Below are 18,261 nucleotides of genomic sequence, written 5' to 3' on the forward strand. Positions count from 1 at the left end.
CAAGGACGGTGCGATCCCGTCAGTAGCTCCAGCGGTTGAGATTGCTGTTCTCAGGCCCTGTGACCTGAACACTGCAGCCTGGAAGCCCTGCAGCAGCACGGTTGAAGGCCGTTACGTAGGCCTTCACATACTTGGCATCGGAGTAGCGATCAAGTGCTGACTGAAGCCGCGCCAGAGAGGTACCGATCTGATCCCTGCTGAGAACGCCGGCCTTGAGGCCTGCGCAGATGTCACGCGCAGCGGCGTTCCCATCAGCGGGAAACACCACGCTGTTGATCTGCTCGATCGTGACTGTGATGTCCTGCGCTGCGACTGGCGTCGGCAAGACAGCGATCAAGAGTCCGAAGCCCATCAGCGCAAAACGTGGGTTCAGCATGGGTCAACATCCGGGGCCTGACCTTAGTTCAGCTGAGCTGCTCGAGGGGGCGGGCGTCGAGTTCGTGCCGCTCCTTGAGGAAACGGGAGAGCACATCGTTCTGGCCGTGAGTGACGTAAATCCTTTTGGCTCCGGAATCGAGCACGGTCCGGATCAATCCCTGCCAGTCCGCATGGTCACTGAGCACAAAGCCCCGTTCGTAACCGCGACGCCGGCGCGCACCGCGAACGGTCATCCATCCGGAGGCGAAGGCTGTCTGCGGAGAGCGGAACCGTCGCATCCAGGCGGAGCGATGGGCCGATGGGGGAGCAAGGATCAACCGTCCGGCGAGGGAGTCTTTGCGCGAGAGAGCGCTCACAGGACGGCTTGGCGTCATGGCGATTCCGGCCTCTCTGTAGCTGCGGGTCACGGTTTCCACGGCGCCGTGGAGGAGCACTTCGTCTTGAACGCCGATGGCGTGCAGTTCCGCCATCAACCGTTGAGCCTTGCCAAACGAGTAGCAGAACAGCAGCGACGGGTGCTCGCGATCACCCTGCCACCAATTGCGGATCTGCTCAGCAATGCGGTGACCCGGTTCCCAGGCATAAATCGGCAGCCCAAAGGTGGCCTCTGTGATCAGCACATCGCACGGCACCACCTCGAATGGTTCACAGCTCGGATCAGCACATCGCTTGTAATCACCAGTCACCACCCACACTTCATCGTCCACACAGAGACGGATCTGGGCTGAGCCCAGCACATGCCCGGCGCTGTGAAATGACACGCAGGCCTGGTTGAGCCAGAACTGCTGGCCGTAGGGCGTGGAATGGAGGGTGATGTCACGCCCCAGGCGCTGCCTCAACACCCCTTCGGAGGACGCAACCGCCCAGTATTCATCGCAGCCGGGCCTGGCGTGATCCGCGTGGGCATGGGTGATCAGAGCGCGTCTGACAGGTCTGGATGGATCGATCCAGGCATCCGCAGCTCGGCAGTAGAGACCGCTGTCGGTGTGTTCGAGAAGCGCCATTGATCAACTGTGGCAAGAACGACGCTGACGTTGCGGTTGTCGCTGGGCTCAGCGTAATTACGGTGAAAAAAAAGATGTGGAATGGCCAGTCGACGGGATTTTCTTCGGCTTTCAGTCGTTGGGACTGGATTGACATTGCTTGGGCGTGATCTCAGAGAACGCTCCCGTGCTGCCGCCACATCCCTTTGGGACACCTTCCGAGATCGTTGGCCCTTCAACAGCTCCCGCAATGCCGGCACCACGGTGCTGAACGTTGTGAGCAAGCCACTCACCGTGAATGGACGCACCGTGACTCGCGGATCGATCCAGCAGGCGGATGGAACATTTGGATACGTCGTCACCCGTGATCAGGGTGTGGATGTGGAGATCGTCAACACCTTGGAGGTTCCGACGACGATCCACTGGCATGGGCTTTACATCCCGAATCTGCAGGATGGTGTTCCCTTCGTGACCCAACCGCCGATTCCTCCTGGCCAGAGCCTGCGCATTCAGTACCCACTGGTGCAGGACGGCACCTTCTGGATCCATTCCCATTACGGATTGCAGATTCAGGATTACGTGTCGGCACCGTTTCTCGTGCTCACACCTGAGCAGGAGCGCTGGGCTGATCGCGATGTGACAGTGATGCTGCGCGATTTTTCATTCACCCCCTCCGACCAGATCCTCAAGAACCTGATTGCTGGTGAGGATGGTGGTGGCACCGCAATGTCGAAATCGCTGAGCGATTTCGACTGGAATCAGCCCAGGGATGTGCTGGTGCAGGGATGGAATCCAACCTTTCAGCGCTTCGAATGGCGCACGGATCAACAGGCGGTGAAGCAACCGGATGTCGTTTACGACGCCTTGCTGGCGAACGATCGAACCCTGGATGACCCAGAGGTGATTGAGGCCAGGCCTGGCGACACCGTGGTGTTGCGGATGATCGCTGCCAGTGCCTTCATGAGCTGGTTTGTGGATCTTGGTGAGCTGGTTGGAACGCTTCTGCGCACGGATGCCAATCCAGTGGAGCCAATTGAGGGGTCTGTGTTTCAGCTGGCAACCGCGCAGCGCCTCGCGATTCGCGTGACACTTCCCGACGAACCTGGACTTTTTCCCGTGCTCGCCTACGGCCAGCGCAGCAACATGCGCTGTGGCGTTTTGATCCGAACGTCGCAGGCGTCGTTGCCGAAACTGGCACCTCAGACCGATCGGTGGATCGGACGCTTGTCGTTTTTGCAAGAACAAAACCTGCGCAGTCGCACGCCTCTGGCTCCTCAAGCTGTCGACAATGTGATTCCCGTTGCTTTGACCGGTCCGGCTCCTCAGTACAAATGGAGCTTGAATCACAAGGTGTATCCCTACCGCGATCCCTTTCGGGTTCGTCGCGGTGAACGGGTTGAAATCGTGTTTACGAATCCGTCACCGATGGCTCACCCCATGCATCTGCATGGCCATGAATTCGAAATTGTGGAAATCAACGGCCAGAGGCTGCAGGGAGCCACTCGCGACACGGTGATGGTGCCCAGTGGTGAAACCTGTCGCATCGCATTCGATGCCAATCAACCTGGTATCTGGGCGTTCCACTGCCACATCACCTACCACGATGCCGAAGGCATGTTCAATGTTGTGGCCTACGACGATGCTGATCTGCGTTGGTGGCAGCCGGAGCGGGTGGATCAGGAAGACCTGCGTTTCCGCTGAGCCTTCACCGAAGTTTTGTTCAACGACTCATTTCGAGCATGCGGCGGATCGGAGCCTCGGCTTCAGTACGGAGGGATTCCTCCATCGCGATTTGCGGCGAGAGGTTTTCAAGACAATCGCGGAGCTTCTCCAGCGTGTTCAGTCGCATGTAAGGGCAGGCATTGCAGCTGCAGCCATCGAGCCCTGGCACATCGATCAGGGTTTTGTCAGGAACCCGCTGCTTCATCTGATGGAGAATTCCAGGCTCCGTTAACACAATGAACGTGTCGGACTGGCTTGATTGGGTGTAGTTGAGAAGTTTGCTTGTGGAGCCGATGAAATCGGCCAGATCCAGGAGATTCTCCTGGCATTCAGGGTGGGCGATGACTTCCGCCTGGGGATTCTCAAGCTTCAGGCGTAAGACCGCCTCTTCACTGAAGGTTTCATGAACGATGCAACGCCCTGGCCAGAGGGTGAGTTCACGGCCGCTCTGGCGCTGCACCCAACGACCGAGATTCTGATCCGGAGCGAACAAGATTGGTCGGTTGGCTGGTAGCTGATTGACCAGGTCCACAGCGTTGCTGCTGGTGCAGATCAAATCACTCTGCGCTTTCACGGCTGCGGTGCAATTGATGTAACTCACAACGAGGTGATCCGGATGCTCGGCGCGGAATCTGGCGAATTCATCGGCTGGGCAATCATCCGCCAGGGAACATCCCGCGTCCAGGTCAGGCAGAACGACCGTTTTCTCTGGACTGAGGATTTTTGCTGTCTCAGCCATGAAATGAACACCGCAAAACACGATCACATCCGCATCGGTGCTGGCCGCTTTTCTTGAGAGCTCGAGGGAATCGCCGATGAAATCAGCGATGTCCTGAATGGCTGGCTCCTGGTAGTAGTGCGCAAGGATCACGGCGTTGCGTTCCTTGCGGAGCCGGTTGATCGCCGCAACGAGGGCGGTGTCAGCGCTCATCTGAGCCTTCTGGGGCAGGATGGACCCAGCCTAGGCAGTTGCTCTGACGACGCTCCGTCTTGCCATTGCCGGAGATCTGCACGGTGACTGGGGAGACCGGGATGCCGTGTTGGCACAGCAACTTGGCGCTGATGCTCTGTTGTTCGTGGGTGATCTCAGTGATGGCGATTTGCGTCTCGTCAAGCGGATCACCCAACTGGCCTGTCCAGTGGCCGTCATTCTTGGCAACCATGATCGGGGCAAAGACCGCAGTGGTGCTCTTCTCCAGCAGCAGTTGACCCTGCTGGGCGATCGCGATTGCTCATGGGCACTCCGTTCCTGGCAAGCCCCTGCGGTCGGCATTGTCGGAGCCCGTCCCTGCAGCGCCGGAGGAGGGTTTCATCTTTCTCAAGCGGTTCAAGCCGTGTTTGGACCTGTGACGGAAGAGGAATCAGCGCGTCGGATTGTTGAGGCCGCACGGCGTGTACCCGACGACTGGCCGCTGGTGGTGCTGGCCCATTGCGGTCCCACCGGTCTGGGGTCTGATGCCTCCAGTCCATGTGGCCGGGACTGGAAAAAGCCTGCGATTGATTGGGGTGATCGTGATCTCGCGTTGGCCTTGGATCGCATGCAGGAGCGGCGGCGTGCCGATCTCGTGGTGTTTGGGCACATGCACCACCATCTGCGCGGTGGGAAAGGCGAACGGATCACCTTTCACCGCGACCGTCTGGGCACCCTGTATGTGAACGCTGCCTGTGTTCCACGCACGGGCGTTGATGCATCGGGGGAGCCACTCCATCACTTCACATGGGTTGAATTCGATGGCACTCGTCCCACCCTGGTGAGCCACCGCTGGTATCGGCCGCAGGGCAATCTTATTTATGAACAGACCCTCCATCGCCTGAGCGCACGGGGACCCGACTGATGTTGATCTACGTCTGCATCAGTAGTCATGGTTTCGGCCATGCAGCCCGTCAGGCCGCTCTGTTGAGGGAGCTGCACTTGCTCTGTCCCCACTGGACGCTGGTGATCAGCACGATGGTGGATCGTCGCTTCCTTGAGCTCGTTTTTCGGGATATTCCCGTGGTGCTACGCCCCGTGCGCTGGGATGTGGGGATGCTCCAGGCTGATGCTCTCGGTGCCGATCCGGCCGCCACACTGGAGGCGTTGAAGGATCTGGAGGACGCCCTTCCCCAGCGGCTGGATCAGGAAGTGGCTTGGATTTCCAAGCAGGACATGCCAGTGCTCGTTATCGGCGATATCCCACCTGTCGCCGCCGAACTCGCCGAGCAGTTGCAAGCTCCTTTGGTTTGGATGGGCAATTTCGGGTGGGATGACATTTACGCCCCCCTTGGATCTGCCTTCGCGGCATGGGTTCGCCGCGCGCGGGATTGCTATCAACGCGGGTCCCTGCTGCTGCGTTGTCCTTTCTCCCTGGCGATGAACTGGAACCTACGGGAGATCAGTTTGACGTTGGTCGCTGCTGAACCCAGATCCATTCCCGCAGCGCTGGAGGCCAAGTTGCAGGAGTCCCCTTCTCCGAACGTGCTGGTGGGGTTCGGAGGGCTCGGTCTGGGACTGGAGCCATCACTGTTTGCCCGTTGGCCCGATCATCGTTTCCTGCTCACTCTTCCCCGGAATCCAGATCTGAAAGAGCGTCTCGCGTTGATCAGCAACGTGACCCTGCTACCCGACGGGGTTCGACCACTGGATGTGATGCCCTACTGCAGGCGGCATCTCGGGAAACCTGGCTTCAGCAGTTTCTGTGAAGCCATGGCAGCGGATCTCGGACTTCATGTTGTGGAGCGTCAGGGATTTGCCGAGGCCTCCGTTTTGATGGAAGGCCTCAGGCAGCACGCGTCCCATCGCATTCTTCGGCGGGAGGAGCTTGAATCAGGCCGCTGGGCCTTGGATCAGCCCCTGCAGCCACCCACCCACGGCAGGCTCAGTGCCACTGGAGCGATCGAGGCGGCCAAGGCCGTGAAGAGGGTCGCAATCGATACTGTTCAGCAGGTCTGATGGTCGCCATTGGCCTGGCTTATTGCCCTCGCGAACGCTGCGCTGGTCTGGTTCTGCTCGCAATAGAGGTTGTCGCTCAGAGGTGGGACGATTTATGGCGTGTCACAGGGCGTCTAGGTGATCCGCTCGCTGTTCGACACAGTCAGGCCGTGTTGTTCTCAACATTGGAGTTCTGATTCTCGCTCTTAAAGCGTTCATAACTCCCTGTTCTACGGCTTCATTTGCATGTCTTCACTTGCTCGTACCATCTGTCGTGTTCTTCCGGCGGTGTCAGCAAGCGTCTTGCCCCTGTTATCCCTTGCCGTTCCTGCAGAGGCCGTTCTTCCTCCGGTTGGCAGCGATCGTTCTCGTCTGGTAATGCTTCCTGAGGAAGCCCAGATGTCTGCTCTCCCCTACGTCATCACCCCAGAGCGTCGGGCGATGCTTAACACCATCCGCTTTGCAGAGGGAACCTGGAAAGGTGGCCTTGATCTGGGTTACAGGGTGATGTTCGGTGGAGGGCTGATGCGATCGATGGATCGCCACCCCAACCGGGTGATTTATTCATCCCGTTATGCCAGTGCAGCGGCAGGTGCTTATCAGTTCATGCCTTTCACCTGGGATTTAGTGAAGCGCAGCCTCGGCGTTCGTGGATTCGGTCCGGAAGTTCAGGATCAGGGAGCGCTGTTTCTGATTCAGCGCCGCAAGGCTTTGAGCCTTACCGATACAGGGGTGATGACGCCGATTCTCGCTGCCAAGCTGGCCCCCGAATGGGCATCCTTTCCCACACTGCGTGGACGCAGCTACTACGGGCAGCCCGTGAAGCGCTTCACCAACCTCAAAGGCTTTTACAACCTGAATCTGGCTCAGCTGCGTCAGATTCGTGATGCCAGAAGAGAGTCCTTGTTGACGGAAGCTTCTGAAATTGATTCTGGTATCCCCAAAGCTCCTGTTTGCACAGGCCCCACCATTCTTTGTGGTTTTCCCTGAGAACGATCCCCAGGGAACCAGTCAATTCTTCGTTATTCATTCGACTCGCTTAAACGTCGGCCAACTGTTGCTTGTGCAATCAAGTAAGCGCCAACAGCCCCTCCGATAAATCCCATGCCGTTGCGAATCAAAGGCAGGAGATCGCTGGTGCGGGTCACGACCGGAGCGATCCCGAAGACCCCGAACAGCATGATCCAAAGAGGTGAAAGGAGCAGCAACCAGGCCCAGGCCACGCGCTCTCCTTCCTTGCGTGGGTAGGCCGCAAAGCCGGCGATCAAGCCACCGAGTACTGAGGTGCTGAGCGTCCAGAGCCATTGCTCGGTGGGGAGACCTGGAACAACCTGGCAACCACCGCGGTCGAGACACAATTCCACAGCATCAATCGCCGCGATGAGTGATCCATCCTCTCCATGGTCACGCACGTAGTACTGATTTCCATAGCGCGTTTGCAACTCGACCCACCAGGTGCGTGGCATCAGGGCGAAGAAGGCGTCGCCCACGTTGAAATTGAGCAGGTTGCCGCCGCGGGGATCCCCCACCATCAGCAGGCTGCGTTCATCGAGCCCCCAGAATTCCTTCACCGCCAATCCTGGTGTGCGTTCGTATTGGGTCAGAACCCTGATCTTCCAGCCGCTGCGTTGCTCGAAGGCATCCAACGACATTTCTAGCGATTGCAGTTCCTTTGCACTGAAGATTCTGGCCAGATCAATCACAGGGGTCGGGTGATCCGGAAGCAGTTCAGGGTTATCGATGGCCTGCACGGGTGCTGCAAGCAGAAGCAGCAGAGGAAGGATTAGAACTGCCGCCCAGCGACAGAGTGTTCGGCGGAAGCCCATGATCGTCAACGTCTGCCCGCCATTCTCACCAACTGATGGTCTCGGATGTGTGCTGCCCAGCCTGGTTGCTGGATCGACTTCGGCAATCCGGAGGAGAGGTTCCCTTCTCACTGTTCATGCACTGGGCCCTTCACGACCCCAGCCATGGGGCGTATGGATCGGGCCGTCTTGCAGTCGGGCCGGATGGCGACTTCACAACATCGCCATCTCTGGGGGAGGACTTCGCTGAACTGCTTGTGGATCAGCTGGTGGAGTGGCTTCAAGCCCTCGGCGAGCGCCATCCCGCTGAACGCCTCTCGGTAGTGGATGTAGGCCCGGGTGAAGGCACGCTCACCGCCCAGCTCATCCCCTTGCTTCGCCGCAAGGCACCTGGATTGGTCGATCGTCTGGACTGCGTTCTTGTGGAGTGCAACCCAGGGATGGAAATGCGGCAGAAGCAGCGCCTTGGTGCTTGCCCTGCCATTCCCTGCCGCTGGAGTTCACTCGATGAATTACGCCGCAACCCCTTGGTCGGTGTTGTGGTGGCGCATGAGCTGCTGGATGCACTCTCCGTTGAGCGTTTGGTGCTCAGATCCGAAACCTTGCAACGCCAGATGGTCCGTCTCCGAGAGGAGGGCCCCTCAGCACAGATTCATCTTGCGGAGGGGCCGTTCGTTGGAGAGCTCAGGGCACGGTTCCAGCGTGAATGTGATCGCTCAGGAATGGTGATCCCACCCGTTGGAGCGGAGGATGGTTGGACCACGGAATGGCATGCATCCGTTTCCCCTTGGATGCATGACGCGGCTGCGGCAGTGCAACAGGGGGTGCTGCTGGTGGTGGACTATGCCTTTGAAGCGGATCGCTATTACGCCTGCCATCGCAGCGATGGCACGTTGCTGGCCTATCAACAGCAGGTCGCAACCAATGATGTTCTTCGCAATGCCGGTACTCAGGACATCACAGCCCATCTCTGTGTGGACGGTGTGGTTGCCGCAGCTGAAATGAACGGTTGGAGGTTTGAAGGACAACGCCGCCAAGGGGAGGCCCTTCTTGCTCTCGGCTTGGCCGAACGATTCAGCGCCCTTCAATCCCTTCCAGCTGCGCAACTGGGAGAGGCACTGCGCCGTCGAGAAACCCTGTTGCGTCTGGTGGATCCTTCCTGTCTCGGTGACCTGCGCTGGATGGTGTTCCGTCGGCAGAGCACTGGACAGGATGATGTCCCAGTGCAACGCAGTCGTTTGCTGCGGGATCCCCCACAGGTCAGTGCTGGATCTCCAGACACTGCCTGACGTTGTCTTCGTTGATCTGATCGCTGATCAGAACCGACCCTATGGCGTTCGGCAAGACAAACCGCAACTGACCGTGGCGGACTTTTTTGTCGGAGCGAAGAGTGTCAATGACCCGGTCGATCTCCAGACAAGGCCATTCAGTGGGAAGCCCAGCCTTACGGATCAGGGTCAACTGACGTTGCTGATCTGCCTCCGTCCACAGTCCTTTGATTACGGCCAGATGACCAACGGTCGCCATGCCGATGGCGACGGCTTCACCATGCAGCCAAGTGCCATATCCGCTGAGTGTTTCCACCACATGTCCGAAGGTATGGCCGTAATTGAGAATCGCTCGCCGCCCGCCTTCCCGTTCATCGGCAGCAACCACTGCGGCTTTGGCCTGGGCGGATCGCTCGAGGATGGTCTGAAGAAATTCCGGGCTCATGCTGCCTGGATCACTGAGATCCTCAGCCTGCTCGAGACGTTCAAACAGTTCGGAATCGCCGATCACCCCATATTTGATCACTTCCGCCATTCCGGCACGGAACTCCCTTGGTGGAAGTGTCTGCAATGTGAGGGGATCAATCATCACCAGCGACGGCTGGTGAAATGCCCCAATCAGGTTTTTCCCGCAGGCGTGGTTAACGCCGGTTTTGCCTCCGATCGAGGCATCCACCATCGCCAGAAGGGTGGTGGGAAGCTGAACAACCGGGATGCCTCGAAGCCAGCAGGCAGCGGCGAATCCGGTCATGTCCCCCACCACTCCTCCACCAAGGGCCAGCATCAGGGAGGTGCGTTCCAGGCCGTTCCGTTGTGCGGCGTCAAGAATGATCCTGATGGTGTCGAGTGTTTTCTGCTCCTCGCCCGCATCAATCTCCAAGAGCACTGGTCTGAAGCCTGCTGTTTCGAGACTGGTGAGGCATTGCGCGGCGTAGTGATCGGCCACTTCCGGGTTGCTCACCACAAGAATCCTGGTTCCATCTCGCACTTGCAGCGCAGAGATTGCATCACCAACACGGGTTAGCTGGCCAGCACCGATGATGACGTCGTAGGGATTGCGTTCGAGGGCTACACGGATCCTGGCTTGTGGTTCCATTGCCGACGTTGTCTCTGAGGTCGTGGTCACTGACCCTATCCTCAGCACGAAACGTTTCGGGTTGGATCTTGATGAAATCCGAGGTTGATCGCAGCAGAACCCTCACGGCCTGGGGCTTTCTGAGTCCTGCGCTCATCCTTCTTGGTGTTTCGGTGCTGATTCCAGCAGCGATGGCGCTGGTCATGAGCTTCACGCAGACAGGGCTTGATGTTTCCGAACCCCTGCGTTTCATCGGATTCGCCAATCTGCGGCGTCTGGCAGGTGATCCGATGTTTTACAAAGTTCTGGGAACGACTTTGATCTATCTCTTCGGAGTCGTGCCGCCGATTGTTCTCGGTGCCCTCGCTCTGGCTGTGCTTGTGAACCGGGCACTCCCTGGAATTCACATCATCAGGGCTGCTTTCTACACCCCGGTTCTTGTTTCGATTGTTGTTGCTGCGATCGCCTTTCGATGGCTTTACGCCGAAAACGGATTGATCAATGGCTGGCTCGGCGCTCTCATCGGCTCCGGTTTTCTTCCGATCGACTTCCTCTCCAACCCGTTGCTGGCCCTTCCTTCGGTGATGCTGGTCACGCTCTGGAAAGGACTCGGTTACTACATGGTGATTTTCCTGGGCGGACTTCAAGGGATTCCCGGTGAGCTGTACGAAGCAGCCGAACTCGATGGCAGTGAAGGCTGGAGAAAGCATCTCGACATCACGCTCCCTTTATTACGTCCTTATCTCACCTTGGTGGCCGTGATCTCAGCGATCGCTGCCACCAAGGTGTTTGAGGAGGTGTTTCTGATGACTCAGGGTGGACCTGCCGACTCCACGCGCACGCTTGTTTATTACGTCTACGACCAAGCCTTTGCGGAGTTGGAAATCAGCTATGCATGCACTGTTGGCCTGGCTCTGTTTCTGATCGTTCTGTTGCTTACTGCTGTGCGACTGGCCTTCAGCGATGATCGTTCTCTCATTTAAGTCATGCGTTTGATGGAAGCTGCTGTCTGATCTCCGCTCGGATGGCAAGCTTCAGGTTGAGAAAGGGTCTGACATGGGGAGCGCTGACGGCGCAATCGGAGTGATCGGCGGCGGCCAGCTGGCCCGCATGTTGTCGGAGGCCGCCGCTCTTCGCGGCATTGATGTGTTGGTTCAAACCACATCCGAGGCTGATTGCGCTGTTGCTGCATCCAGCCGATTGGTGCAGGCGTTGCCGACCGATCAGGAAGCGACGCGAGAGCTGGCCCGTGATTGCAGCGGCATCACATTCGAGAACGAGTGGGTGTCGGTGGACGCTCTCATGCCTCTGGAACGACAGGGCGTGACTTTTGTGCCATCCCTGGCCAGCCTGGTGCCTCTCGTTAACAAACTCTCCCAGCGCCGACTTCTCGACGATCTCTCCATTCCCAGCCCTCGCTGGATCTGTCTGGCTGAGATCAATCCAGGGTCACCTGCGCTGCCTCCTGGATGGACTTTCCCGGTGATGGCCAAGGCTGCGACCGGTGGGTACGACGGCAAGGGCACTCAAATCCTTGAGGATCTCCATGATCTGGCCCATCTCATGCGCAATGTGCGAGTTCAGGACTGGTTGCTCGAGAGTTGGGTGAAATTTGAGCGGGAGCTTGCTCTTGTGGTGAGTCGCGATCGACAGGGGCGTATCCGCCACTTGCCAATGGTGGAGACCCACCAGAGCAATCAAATCTGCGACTGGGTTCTCGCCCCTGCGGAAGCGGAACCCTTGCTCGAAGCAACCGCCTACAACATTGCAGCTTCTCTGCTCACCCGTCTGGGATACGTGGGAGTGATGGCTCTGGAGTTCTTTTACGGGCCGGACGGTTTGTTTGTGAACGAAATCGCTCCCCGCACCCATAACTCGGGTCACTTTTCCATCGAAGCCTGCTCCAGCAGTCAGTTCGATCAGCAGCTCTGCATCACGGCAGGCTTACCGGTTCCTGCAACAGAGCTTGTGGTGGAAGGCGCCTTGATGGTCAATCTGCTCGGCTTGCACGATGCCGCCGCCGTTGGCAATGATCAAAACCTCAATGAACGTTTGGCCAGGCTCCGATCGATTCCGAACGCCCATGTGCATTGGTATGGCAAGCAGGAACTGCCTGGTCGCAAAGTGGGCCACGTCACCGTTGTACTGCGTGAGGAGAGAGCAGAGGCCCGTCGTCAGACGGCGATGACAGTCCTGAGCCAAATCCGGGAAGTGTGGCCAAATCCCCTAAATTGATCAGTGAACTACCCCGTTGGTGACAGCCTTCTTCTAGTGCTCTGATCTGACTCTCTTTCGACTTGGGGCAACTGTCGTGATGGTGCCGTAGACCGGCCTTGTAGCCGGAAACGAAGCCTCACTTTGTCGCCCCTTCTGGTAACTCCAGGTCGAACACTGGGGCTTGCACGGCTGGGTGGTTCACCCCCTTTTCAGGGGCTTGAGGCTTTGATCCGTTCGCGTAATTCGTCTTTGCTCAGCGGTGTGACGACAAACACTTCCTGCGCGCTGGTGCCTCTGCGGGCCACCACCTTGAATCCTCCGGACACCGGTGTTGAAATTCGAAGTTGAAGGCCAACGCATCGGCCTCTAACTCGACTGATCACCCCGGGAGTGATCGTTTGGATGGCTGGGTCTGTGGCCAGTTTCTTGAGCCAAGGAATCAGTCCCTCGACGTAAGTGCTGTGCGTGATCACCAGGCGCCCCACGACCAGACCAGCAACATGAAACAAGCTGGCCGAAGCTAAAGGATCTGGCTACAGAGAAGACAGCGATGCTGTCCCCCATGCTCCGATCCGTTGACAGCCTCTGTCTGCAAGTGATCGCCCCTCTCAAGGATCGCTGCGGTCCGCAAGCACGCGTCTTAACAGCGGAGCTGCATGGAGACGAAGTCAGGGGTCTGGCTTTTTGTCCTGGGAAAGTGATGCGCTATGTGCTGGTCGCTCAGAACCAGAAACTGAAAACCACGGAACTGCTGAAGCTCACCCGCGCCAGCCGGCAGCCAGCGGCCTGACGTTTAATCAGTCAAGTTCGCTGGTGAGAACGGAAGCCAGCGCCTGCTCAACCTTGCGCTGAAACAAGTTGGTATCGACGCGAAGCAGCATCACGCCAGCGATGAGAAGACCAATGGCTTGCACGATGAAGACGCCCGCGTAAGCACTGAAACTGTTCTGAGAGCCAGTGAACTGACCAAAGAAGCTGAGCAGAGCTCCACCTCCGATGGTGGCCAGTCCCCTGGCATAAGCCTGCGCAAGCCCCCACACACCGATAAAGGTTCCTGCCATCAGCGGAGAGGTGAGGCCCAGCATGAGGGTGAGGCTTGCATTGGTGCTGATCCCGGCAGCAGCCCCAAAGAGAAAGAGAGCTCCCTTGAAGACAGGTTCAGAGTTCATGCCGCCTGCAACCACGATCAGAAGCACGAAAACAGCCGAAAGAAGACCTCCCAGCAGAGCTGTGCGTTGGGCGCCGAGCCGGGGCACGAACAGAAACCCCGTCGTGGCAATTCCAAGCAATGTTCCGATCCCCCAGATGGCATTTAGCCTTGTGGTGGCGCAGACATCCATCGCGAAGATCGCGCCTCCGTAGGGCTCAAGAACGGCCTCTTGCAAGAAGAGCGAAAACGTGAACAGCGATAGGACGGCAAAGAAGTAGCCCACCTGCGGAGAGGCTCGGAGAATCGTCCAGGACGCTGCCAGGGAGATTTCCTGATCATTGCTCTGGCCCTTCCCATGCCGGCTGTTGCTGGTGATTCGCGGTTCAACACCAGCGATCGCGATCAGCACGAGGACGAAGATCACCACGGGGGCGACCAAGATCAGACGCCTCACGCCATCAATGACATCCGTGAGCTCCGCGCTTGCACAGGAGGAGCCGAGAAAGGAGCTCAGGAGAATTGCGCCGGCAACAATCCCAACCATCAGCATTGACCACACAATCGAGACCAGAACAGGTCGTTGTTTGTCGGTGCTGACATCGACCAACAGAGCGGCAAAGGGCGTTGAACTCGCTGAAATCGCCAAGCCATACAGCAAGAAAACGGCAGCCAGCAACAGCCCTCGTACGGTCACAGCTGAGGCGTCATCGAGCATGGATGCAGCAGCGATCCAAAGCACCAGCCGCCCGGCGATCCAGGTGAGCACGCAGAATGCAGCTGCTCCACCGATGATGAAAGGTGTTCGGCGCAGTCCTCTCCAGCGACAGCGATCCGACCGCTGGCCGAACCACACCCGCGTGAAGGCAACGAGCTGCTGGCAGCCAAGAGCGAGTGCCGTCAATGCGGCGGGAACGGCAAATTCTTCAATCAGAAGCCTGTTGAAGATGCCCAGGGTGAGCACTGATAGCGCTCCGAGACAGGCCTGAAAGAGACCCAGGCGAATGGCGAGTAGAAAAAACCGGGCCGAACCCACGTGGTCGATCGCAAGCCCGTGAACCTTACGCTCGTTAACAGCGTTCGATTGGCGCCATCGTGAGACCATCAGCACCGAGTTGCTGGTGGTAAAGCTCTGCTTGCTCAAGAGGACCACACCAGACCTCTGCGGCACCTTCACCGTCGATTCGATGTGCCAGAGCCCAGGCTCTGTCGCTGTTCATGCCGGGAATGATCCTGCAGAGACTCTCCACAACGTGCTCAAAGGTGTTCACGTCGTCGTTAAGGACGATCACGCGAGCCTGGGGGTAGCGCAGCGCTTGCCGATCTCTTTCAAGAACGGTGGAAACGCCCGGTGATGACGAAGTCATGAGAGCTCGTGAACAACTGGCCTGAACCGCCCAATACCTTAGGTAAAATTTGCTGAATCACGATCAAGACATGCTGTTCACCCTGGCCTGGGCTTCTCTTGCAGCTGTTTTCAGCTTTTCGATCGCCATGGTGGTGTGGGGCCGTAACGGTGACGGCACGCTGAACTTCTGAGGTGCTCGCATCAGTTCAATCCCAGCTGCTGAATCAAGGTTTGGCGGTCACGGCCACGGCTCTGCTTGTCTTTGTCAGTGTCGCTGTGATTTATCTGTCTACCATTGAGTGGAGAGATCGTCGTCGCCGGCGTTCACCACGTGGTCGTAGCTGAGTCCAGTCCATTCGAGCGTCAGTTCATCCTCACTGGACTCAAGGCTTTTCCTGCTACAGCACTTGGAATTCTGTTGCTCATCTTCGGGTCGATTATCGGCCTCGGGACGACGACCAGTCGCAAACTCTCGAACCGTGATTCAACCGTGCGTTCACTGGCGCGGTTGGCCGATGCATTCATCCTGATCCAGAGCTTCCAGGGTGATCCCCGCCGGCCTGTTCCGTCACTGTGGAATGCACGCCTCGGAGTGAAACCGGCTGGTGATCTCTGGAAACGGCAGGGAGGAATGCTCTGGTGGCAGGCCTGGTCACTGGATGGCGAGGCTTATTTGATTCTTCCTGCGACATTGGCTCAGACCCAAGCGCAGCACTCCTTCGGCCAGCGGCTGGGGAATCTGGTGGTGATCGGCACCGATCAGCTTCACCGAGAGCAGCTGATGCAACGCATCGATACGGTCAAGCCTCAATCGGAAGCGTTTGCGGAGGGTGGGTTGTTTCAGTCATGCCTCAACTCTCTTTCGCTGCGACCAAGCGTCTACTGGAGCGCCGATGCGTTGGCCTCCGTGAGCGGTACTCTCGCGCCCCTACTGCAACAGGGACGTGAGGGATGCATGCAACTGCGCCTTCAGGGCAGGACTCTGCAGTGGAGCGGCGTGATTGGACAACGTCCGCTGCGGACCAACCCTGTGAAGGCGCAACTGGTTAGGTGGAACCGTTCCAACGTTGAAGCGGGTCCAGCAGAACAATCCAGCTTGCTGCGCGTTGATGGCTCTGCGTTGCAATTGATTTTTGGAACTCTCTTGAGTCGACAGATCATCCAGGTTCCTCTCGAGCAGAACTACGGAATCAGCGAGGTGTTGCGATCTCGGATCAGCGCATCACCCTTTTCTCTGCGACTTGTGCCCAGGCCAACAGGTTTGTACCGCGCAGGGCTGCAACTGCAGATTCCTGTTCCAAACGATCAGGCTTCATGGATGAAGGTGCTCAGCACCGTCAGTGATCGGCTGAAGAGTCGTGGATTCGCTTCGCCTCAACCATCCGCAGACCCAAACGTTCAGGAACAACAGCTGTGGTTCAAAGCGGACGATCCCAAAAAAACGATCATCGGTGGCTGGCGTTGGCTCGGAGGCAAAGGCCAACCGTTGCTGAGTATCGGATTTGGCATCAAACCGGAGGAGAAACGGTTCCTCCGAGATCTGGGTGCGTCCAAAGCTGCTTCACTGATTGTTCAGGCCGATCCTTCCACACTGGCCACCATGGATCTTCTCAGTGGACGTTGGCCGAAGCCGATGACCAAGGCTTCAACCATGACCTTTCAAGTCAAGCCATTGGATGCCAGTGGACCGACAACGTCCAGGGGGCTTTGGAGGCTGCAGGGGCAGCTGACGCTGCCTCAATCTTGAGACTGCTTGCTTTCCGAGGCCTGGCGCTCTCGCTTCCGACGTTCTGAAGCAAGCGTCTCCTCCATCAGTTCGACCGCCTGGGCCATCTTCTCAAGGTTGGATCTGTACAAGCCGAGATCCTTCTCAAGGCGTGGCCTGGACAGGCCAATCTGCTCACCGATGCTGTGGGTTGTCTTGCAGAGGTCTTCAGGATCCTGTGATTCAACGCCTTGCGCTGAGGACAGAAGGGAGAACAGGCCAACGGCCATCAGTCTTGAGTAGTGGAACTGTTCGCCGGCAATGTCTGCGAGACCGGAGGCGAGGGGTTCAGGCGCTCCAGCTCCTTTTGTCTGCAGCCAAGCCTGAACCTCTTCCATACTGTGGCCGGCTACAGCTTTTTCTGATCCCTCCGCAACGGAATTCAGCTGTTGGGCGTTGAAACCGTTGCAGCTGCAAAGGGCATCAAACAGCTCGGAGAGGTGATCAGCAGGTCGATATCCCTTGGTGAAGGCAGTGAAGACCTGCCGGAGTCCGACTGCAAAGAGGGCATTCGTTTTGAATTGCGTCTGGTGGCTGAGCAGATGCAGTTCCACAAGCAACTCATCGGCAGTGCGTCGATAGAGAGATGGAATCACGTAGGGAAACGCTGCGTGAAACGCTCTCTTGCTGTCTGCGATCGTCCGAAGCCCTGTCAAGGTTTTCTGCAGCTGATTCAAGGCACGACCATAGCGCTGCCGATGCCGCCGTTAGGATTGAGTCAGTGTGCAAGAGCAGCATGATCCCCATCGTGATCGAGGAATCCGGGCGCGGGGAAAGAGCGTTTGACATCTATTCCCGTTTGTTGCGGGAGCGCATCATTTTCCTTGGAGAAGCTGTCACGAGTGAGTCCGCCAACCGCATTGTTGCTCAGCTGCTGTTTTTGGAAGCTGAAGATCCGGAAAAAGATATTTTCTTGTACATCAACTCACCTGGTGGATCTGTTTACGACGGATTGGGTATTTTCGACACAATGCAGCACATCAAGCCTGATGTGCAGACTGTCTGTGTCGGCCTTGCCGCGAGCATGGGAGCATTTCTGCTTTGTGCGGGTGCCCAGGGGAAAAGGAGCAGCCTCCGTCATTCTCGGATCATGATTCACCAACCACTGGGAGGTGCTCGCGGGCAAGCAAGCGATATCAGAATTCAAGCCGACGAGATCTTGTTTCTGAAAAATCGCCTCAACCAAGAACTCGCTGAACGTACCTCTCAGCCTTTGACCAAGATTCAGGAAGATACAGATCGAGATTTCTTCATGTCACCGCAAGAAGCCGTGGAGTATGGCCTGATTGACAGTGTGATTGACAAACGTCCCGTTCACTCTGTTTAACTATCAATTCCACTTGGGTCAAATAGTTGACCCAAGTGAGATTATTCTCAAGTTTACTTATTATATTGACAAATCTTTTTTGCTGGAGCGCAAATCATTCCATAGTGCTTTGATCTCTGCATATGCTTCACTTTGTTCCACTTTGCCGTTGGCTTGAAGTCCCACAATTAAACCAACCCGTTCAGCAAATTGTTCGAGATTTTGATGAAATGCTAAACGTTCCGGTGACCAGTTATCTCCTCGATAACTGCTGAAAGTCTCTAGTGGAGAATGGGTTCCATCTCCGGGTTCCATAAACGATTCCTAAAAACAAATCAT

General features: G+C 57.4%; 21 protein-coding genes and 1 other RNA gene. 12 read left to right on the forward strand and 10 right to left on the reverse strand.

Going from position 1 to position 18,261, the window contains the following annotated elements; genetic code table 11:
- Positions 1-19: 19 nt before the first annotated feature.
- Both SynMEDNS5_RS05875 and SynMEDNS5_RS05880 read right to left on the reverse strand, forming a co-directional pair.
- Positions 20-376 (reverse strand): DNA ligase, encoded by a 357-nt coding sequence (locus SynMEDNS5_RS05875; protein WP_186585649.1) that lies wholly within the window; start codon positions 374-376, stop codon positions 20-22.
- Between the two features lie 28 nt (positions 377-404).
- Positions 405-1,382: a ligase-associated DNA damage response exonuclease gene (locus tag SynMEDNS5_RS05880; RefSeq protein WP_186585650.1), complete on the reverse strand. Its 978-nt coding sequence runs from the start codon at positions 1,380-1,382 to the stop codon at positions 405-407.
- Between the two features lie 81 nt (positions 1,383-1,463).
- On the opposite strand from SynMEDNS5_RS05880, the gene SynMEDNS5_RS05885 reads away from it, so the two are divergent.
- The gene (locus tag SynMEDNS5_RS05885) at positions 1,464-3,062 is read left to right on the forward strand and encodes a multicopper oxidase family protein (RefSeq protein WP_186585651.1); all 1,599 of its coding nucleotides are present in this window, start codon (positions 1,464-1,466) and stop codon (positions 3,060-3,062) included.
- Positions 3,063-3,081: 19 nt separating this feature from the next.
- On the opposite strand, the gene nadA is transcribed toward SynMEDNS5_RS05885, so the two are convergent.
- Positions 3,082-4,014 (reverse strand): quinolinate synthase NadA, encoded by a 933-nt coding sequence (nadA, locus tag SynMEDNS5_RS05890; protein ID WP_186585652.1) that lies wholly within the window; start codon positions 4,012-4,014, stop codon positions 3,082-3,084.
- A gap of 109 nt (positions 4,015-4,123) precedes the next feature.
- Here nadA and SynMEDNS5_RS05895 point away from each other — a divergent pair, with 109 nt between their 5' ends.
- The 3 genes from SynMEDNS5_RS05895 to SynMEDNS5_RS05905 all read left to right on the forward strand — a co-directional run bounded on the left by SynMEDNS5_RS05895 (position 4,124) and on the right by SynMEDNS5_RS05905 (position 6,981).
- Complete coding sequence (locus SynMEDNS5_RS05895; RefSeq protein WP_255440345.1) at positions 4,124-4,918, forward strand: TIGR04168 family protein; 795 nt, start codon at positions 4,124-4,126, stop codon at positions 4,916-4,918.
- Positions 4,918-6,012, forward strand: coding sequence for a hypothetical protein (locus SynMEDNS5_RS05900; protein ID WP_186585653.1), 1,095 nt, complete (start codon positions 4,918-4,920; stop codon positions 6,010-6,012). Before SynMEDNS5_RS05895 ends, SynMEDNS5_RS05900 begins: the two co-directional genes overlap by 1 nt.
- Positions 6,013-6,237: 225 nt before the next feature.
- On the forward strand, positions 6,238-6,981 hold the full coding sequence (locus tag SynMEDNS5_RS05905) for a glycoside hydrolase family 104 protein (protein ID WP_186585654.1): 744 nt from the start codon (positions 6,238-6,240) through the stop codon (positions 6,979-6,981).
- Positions 6,982-7,013: 32 nt separating this feature from the next.
- Here the strand turns inward: SynMEDNS5_RS05905 and SynMEDNS5_RS05910 are convergent, their stop codons facing one another.
- A complete protein-coding gene (locus SynMEDNS5_RS05910) occupies positions 7,014-7,817 on the reverse strand; it encodes a TPM domain-containing protein (protein ID WP_186585655.1) in 804 nt (267 codons plus the stop codon).
- 35 nt (positions 7,818-7,852) lie between these two features.
- On the opposite strand from SynMEDNS5_RS05910, the gene SynMEDNS5_RS05915 reads away from it, so the two are divergent.
- Entirely contained in the window at positions 7,853-9,085 is a 1,233-nt protein-coding gene (locus SynMEDNS5_RS05915; protein WP_186585656.1) for a class I SAM-dependent methyltransferase, read from the forward strand.
- Here SynMEDNS5_RS05915 and aroB read toward each other — a convergent pair.
- Entirely contained in the window at positions 9,057-10,160 is a 1,104-nt protein-coding gene (aroB, locus tag SynMEDNS5_RS05920) for a 3-dehydroquinate synthase (protein WP_186585657.1), read from the reverse strand. The two genes, SynMEDNS5_RS05915 and aroB, sit on opposite strands and share 29 nt — an antisense overlap.
- A 71-nt stretch (positions 10,161-10,231) precedes the next feature.
- Here aroB and SynMEDNS5_RS05925 point away from each other — a divergent pair, with 71 nt between their 5' ends.
- The 3 genes from SynMEDNS5_RS05925 to ssrS all read left to right on the forward strand — a co-directional run bounded on the left by SynMEDNS5_RS05925 (position 10,232) and on the right by ssrS (position 12,560).
- Positions 10,232-11,122 (forward strand): carbohydrate ABC transporter permease, encoded by an 891-nt coding sequence (locus SynMEDNS5_RS05925; protein WP_186585658.1) that lies wholly within the window; start codon positions 10,232-10,234, stop codon positions 11,120-11,122.
- Between the two features lie 73 nt (positions 11,123-11,195).
- On the forward strand, positions 11,196-12,374 hold the full coding sequence (locus SynMEDNS5_RS05930) for a 5-(carboxyamino)imidazole ribonucleotide synthase (protein ID WP_186585659.1): 1,179 nt from the start codon (positions 11,196-11,198) through the stop codon (positions 12,372-12,374).
- Between the two features lie 2 nt (positions 12,375-12,376).
- A non-coding RNA gene (gene ssrS, locus SynMEDNS5_RS05935) (6S RNA) lies at positions 12,377-12,560 on the forward strand.
- Between the two features lie 5 nt (positions 12,561-12,565).
- Here the strand turns inward: ssrS and SynMEDNS5_RS05940 are convergent.
- Positions 12,566-12,841 carry a DUF2103 domain-containing protein gene (locus tag SynMEDNS5_RS05940; RefSeq protein ID WP_186585871.1) on the reverse strand — a complete coding sequence of 92 codons (276 nt, stop codon included), beginning with the start codon at positions 12,839-12,841 and terminating at the stop codon, positions 12,566-12,568.
- A 77-nt stretch (positions 12,842-12,918) separates the two neighbouring features.
- Between SynMEDNS5_RS05940 and SynMEDNS5_RS05945 the strand changes: the two genes are divergently transcribed.
- Complete coding sequence (locus SynMEDNS5_RS05945) at positions 12,919-13,146, forward strand: hypothetical protein (protein WP_186585660.1); 228 nt, start codon at positions 12,919-12,921, stop codon at positions 13,144-13,146.
- 7 nt (positions 13,147-13,153) lie between these two features.
- Here SynMEDNS5_RS05945 and SynMEDNS5_RS05950 read toward each other — a convergent pair whose 3' ends face one another.
- Positions 13,154-14,539 (reverse strand): BCD family MFS transporter, encoded by a 1,386-nt coding sequence (locus tag SynMEDNS5_RS05950; RefSeq protein WP_186585661.1) that lies wholly within the window; start codon positions 14,537-14,539, stop codon positions 13,154-13,156.
- 34 nt (positions 14,540-14,573) lie between these two features.
- Positions 14,574-14,870, reverse strand: a complete 297-nt coding sequence (gene clpS, locus SynMEDNS5_RS05955) for an ATP-dependent Clp protease adapter ClpS (RefSeq protein WP_186585662.1) — start codon at positions 14,868-14,870, stop codon at positions 14,574-14,576.
- 70 nt (positions 14,871-14,940) lie between these two features.
- Between clpS and petN the strand changes: the two genes are divergently transcribed.
- Together petN and SynMEDNS5_RS05965 are read left to right on the forward strand one after the other, a co-directional pair.
- The gene (gene petN / locus SynMEDNS5_RS05960; protein ID WP_006041398.1) at positions 14,941-15,042 is read left to right on the forward strand and encodes a cytochrome b6-f complex subunit PetN; all 102 of its coding nucleotides are present in this window, start codon (positions 14,941-14,943) and stop codon (positions 15,040-15,042) included.
- Positions 15,043-15,146: 104 nt separating this feature from the next.
- Positions 15,147-16,598, forward strand: coding sequence for a hypothetical protein (locus tag SynMEDNS5_RS05965; protein ID WP_255440346.1), 1,452 nt, complete (start codon positions 15,147-15,149; stop codon positions 16,596-16,598).
- Here SynMEDNS5_RS05965 and psb29 read toward each other — a convergent pair.
- Positions 16,589-17,272: a photosystem II biogenesis protein Psp29 gene (gene psb29, locus SynMEDNS5_RS05970; RefSeq protein ID WP_186585872.1), complete on the reverse strand. Its 684-nt coding sequence runs from the start codon at positions 17,270-17,272 to the stop codon at positions 16,589-16,591. The genes SynMEDNS5_RS05965 and psb29 overlap by 10 nt on opposite strands.
- Before the next feature lie 80 nt (positions 17,273-17,352).
- On the opposite strand from psb29, the gene clpP reads away from it, so the two are divergent.
- Positions 17,353-17,943, forward strand: a complete 591-nt coding sequence (gene clpP / locus SynMEDNS5_RS05975) for an ATP-dependent Clp endopeptidase proteolytic subunit ClpP (protein WP_186585663.1) — start codon at positions 17,353-17,355, stop codon at positions 17,941-17,943.
- Positions 17,944-18,003: 60 nt separating this feature from the next.
- On the opposite strand, the gene SynMEDNS5_RS05980 is transcribed toward clpP, so the two are convergent.
- A complete protein-coding gene (locus tag SynMEDNS5_RS05980) occupies positions 18,004-18,237 on the reverse strand; it encodes a hypothetical protein (protein WP_186585664.1) in 234 nt (77 codons plus the stop codon).
- Between the last annotated feature and the right edge of the window lie 24 nt (positions 18,238-18,261).

This window comes from Synechococcus sp. MEDNS5 (assembly GCF_014279875.1).
Lineage (GTDB): Bacteria > Cyanobacteriota > Cyanobacteriia > PCC-6307 > Cyanobiaceae > Synechococcus_C.

Excerpts from the sequence above, each read along its gene's own strand:
- SynMEDNS5_RS05875 (WP_186585649.1), bottom strand. The coding sequence starts at position 376 with ATGCTGAACCCACGTTTTGCGCTGATGGGCTTCGGACTCTTGATCGCT.
- SynMEDNS5_RS05880 (WP_186585650.1), bottom strand. The coding sequence starts at position 1,382 with ATGGCGCTTCTCGAACACACCGACAGCGGTCTCTACTGCCGAGCTGCG.
- SynMEDNS5_RS05885 (WP_186585651.1), top strand. The coding sequence starts at position 1,464 with ATGGCCAGTCGACGGGATTTTCTTCGGCTTTCAGTCGTTGGGACTGGA.
- nadA (WP_186585652.1), bottom strand. The coding sequence starts at position 4,014 with ATGAGCGCTGACACCGCCCTCGTTGCGGCGATCAACCGGCTCCGCAAG.
- SynMEDNS5_RS05900 (WP_186585653.1), top strand. The coding sequence starts at position 4,918 with ATGTTGATCTACGTCTGCATCAGTAGTCATGGTTTCGGCCATGCAGCC.
- SynMEDNS5_RS05905 (WP_186585654.1), top strand. The coding sequence starts at position 6,238 with ATGTCTTCACTTGCTCGTACCATCTGTCGTGTTCTTCCGGCGGTGTCA.
- SynMEDNS5_RS05910 (WP_186585655.1), bottom strand. The coding sequence starts at position 7,817 with ATGGGCTTCCGCCGAACACTCTGTCGCTGGGCGGCAGTTCTAATCCTT.
- SynMEDNS5_RS05915 (WP_186585656.1), top strand. The coding sequence starts at position 7,853 with ATGGTCTCGGATGTGTGCTGCCCAGCCTGGTTGCTGGATCGACTTCGG.
- aroB (WP_186585657.1), bottom strand. The coding sequence starts at position 10,160 with ATGGAACCACAAGCCAGGATCCGTGTAGCCCTCGAACGCAATCCCTAC.
- SynMEDNS5_RS05925 (WP_186585658.1), top strand. The coding sequence starts at position 10,232 with ATGAAATCCGAGGTTGATCGCAGCAGAACCCTCACGGCCTGGGGCTTT.
- SynMEDNS5_RS05930 (WP_186585659.1), top strand. The coding sequence starts at position 11,196 with ATGGGGAGCGCTGACGGCGCAATCGGAGTGATCGGCGGCGGCCAGCTG.
- SynMEDNS5_RS05945 (WP_186585660.1), top strand. The coding sequence starts at position 12,919 with ATGCTCCGATCCGTTGACAGCCTCTGTCTGCAAGTGATCGCCCCTCTC.
- clpS (WP_186585662.1), bottom strand. The coding sequence starts at position 14,870 with ATGACTTCGTCATCACCGGGCGTTTCCACCGTTCTTGAAAGAGATCGG.
- petN (WP_006041398.1), top strand. The coding sequence starts at position 14,941 with ATGCTGTTCACCCTGGCCTGGGCTTCTCTTGCAGCTGTTTTCAGCTTT.
- clpP (WP_186585663.1), top strand. The coding sequence starts at position 17,353 with ATGATCCCCATCGTGATCGAGGAATCCGGGCGCGGGGAAAGAGCGTTT.
- SynMEDNS5_RS05980 (WP_186585664.1), bottom strand. The coding sequence starts at position 18,237 with ATGGAACCCGGAGATGGAACCCATTCTCCACTAGAGACTTTCAGCAGT.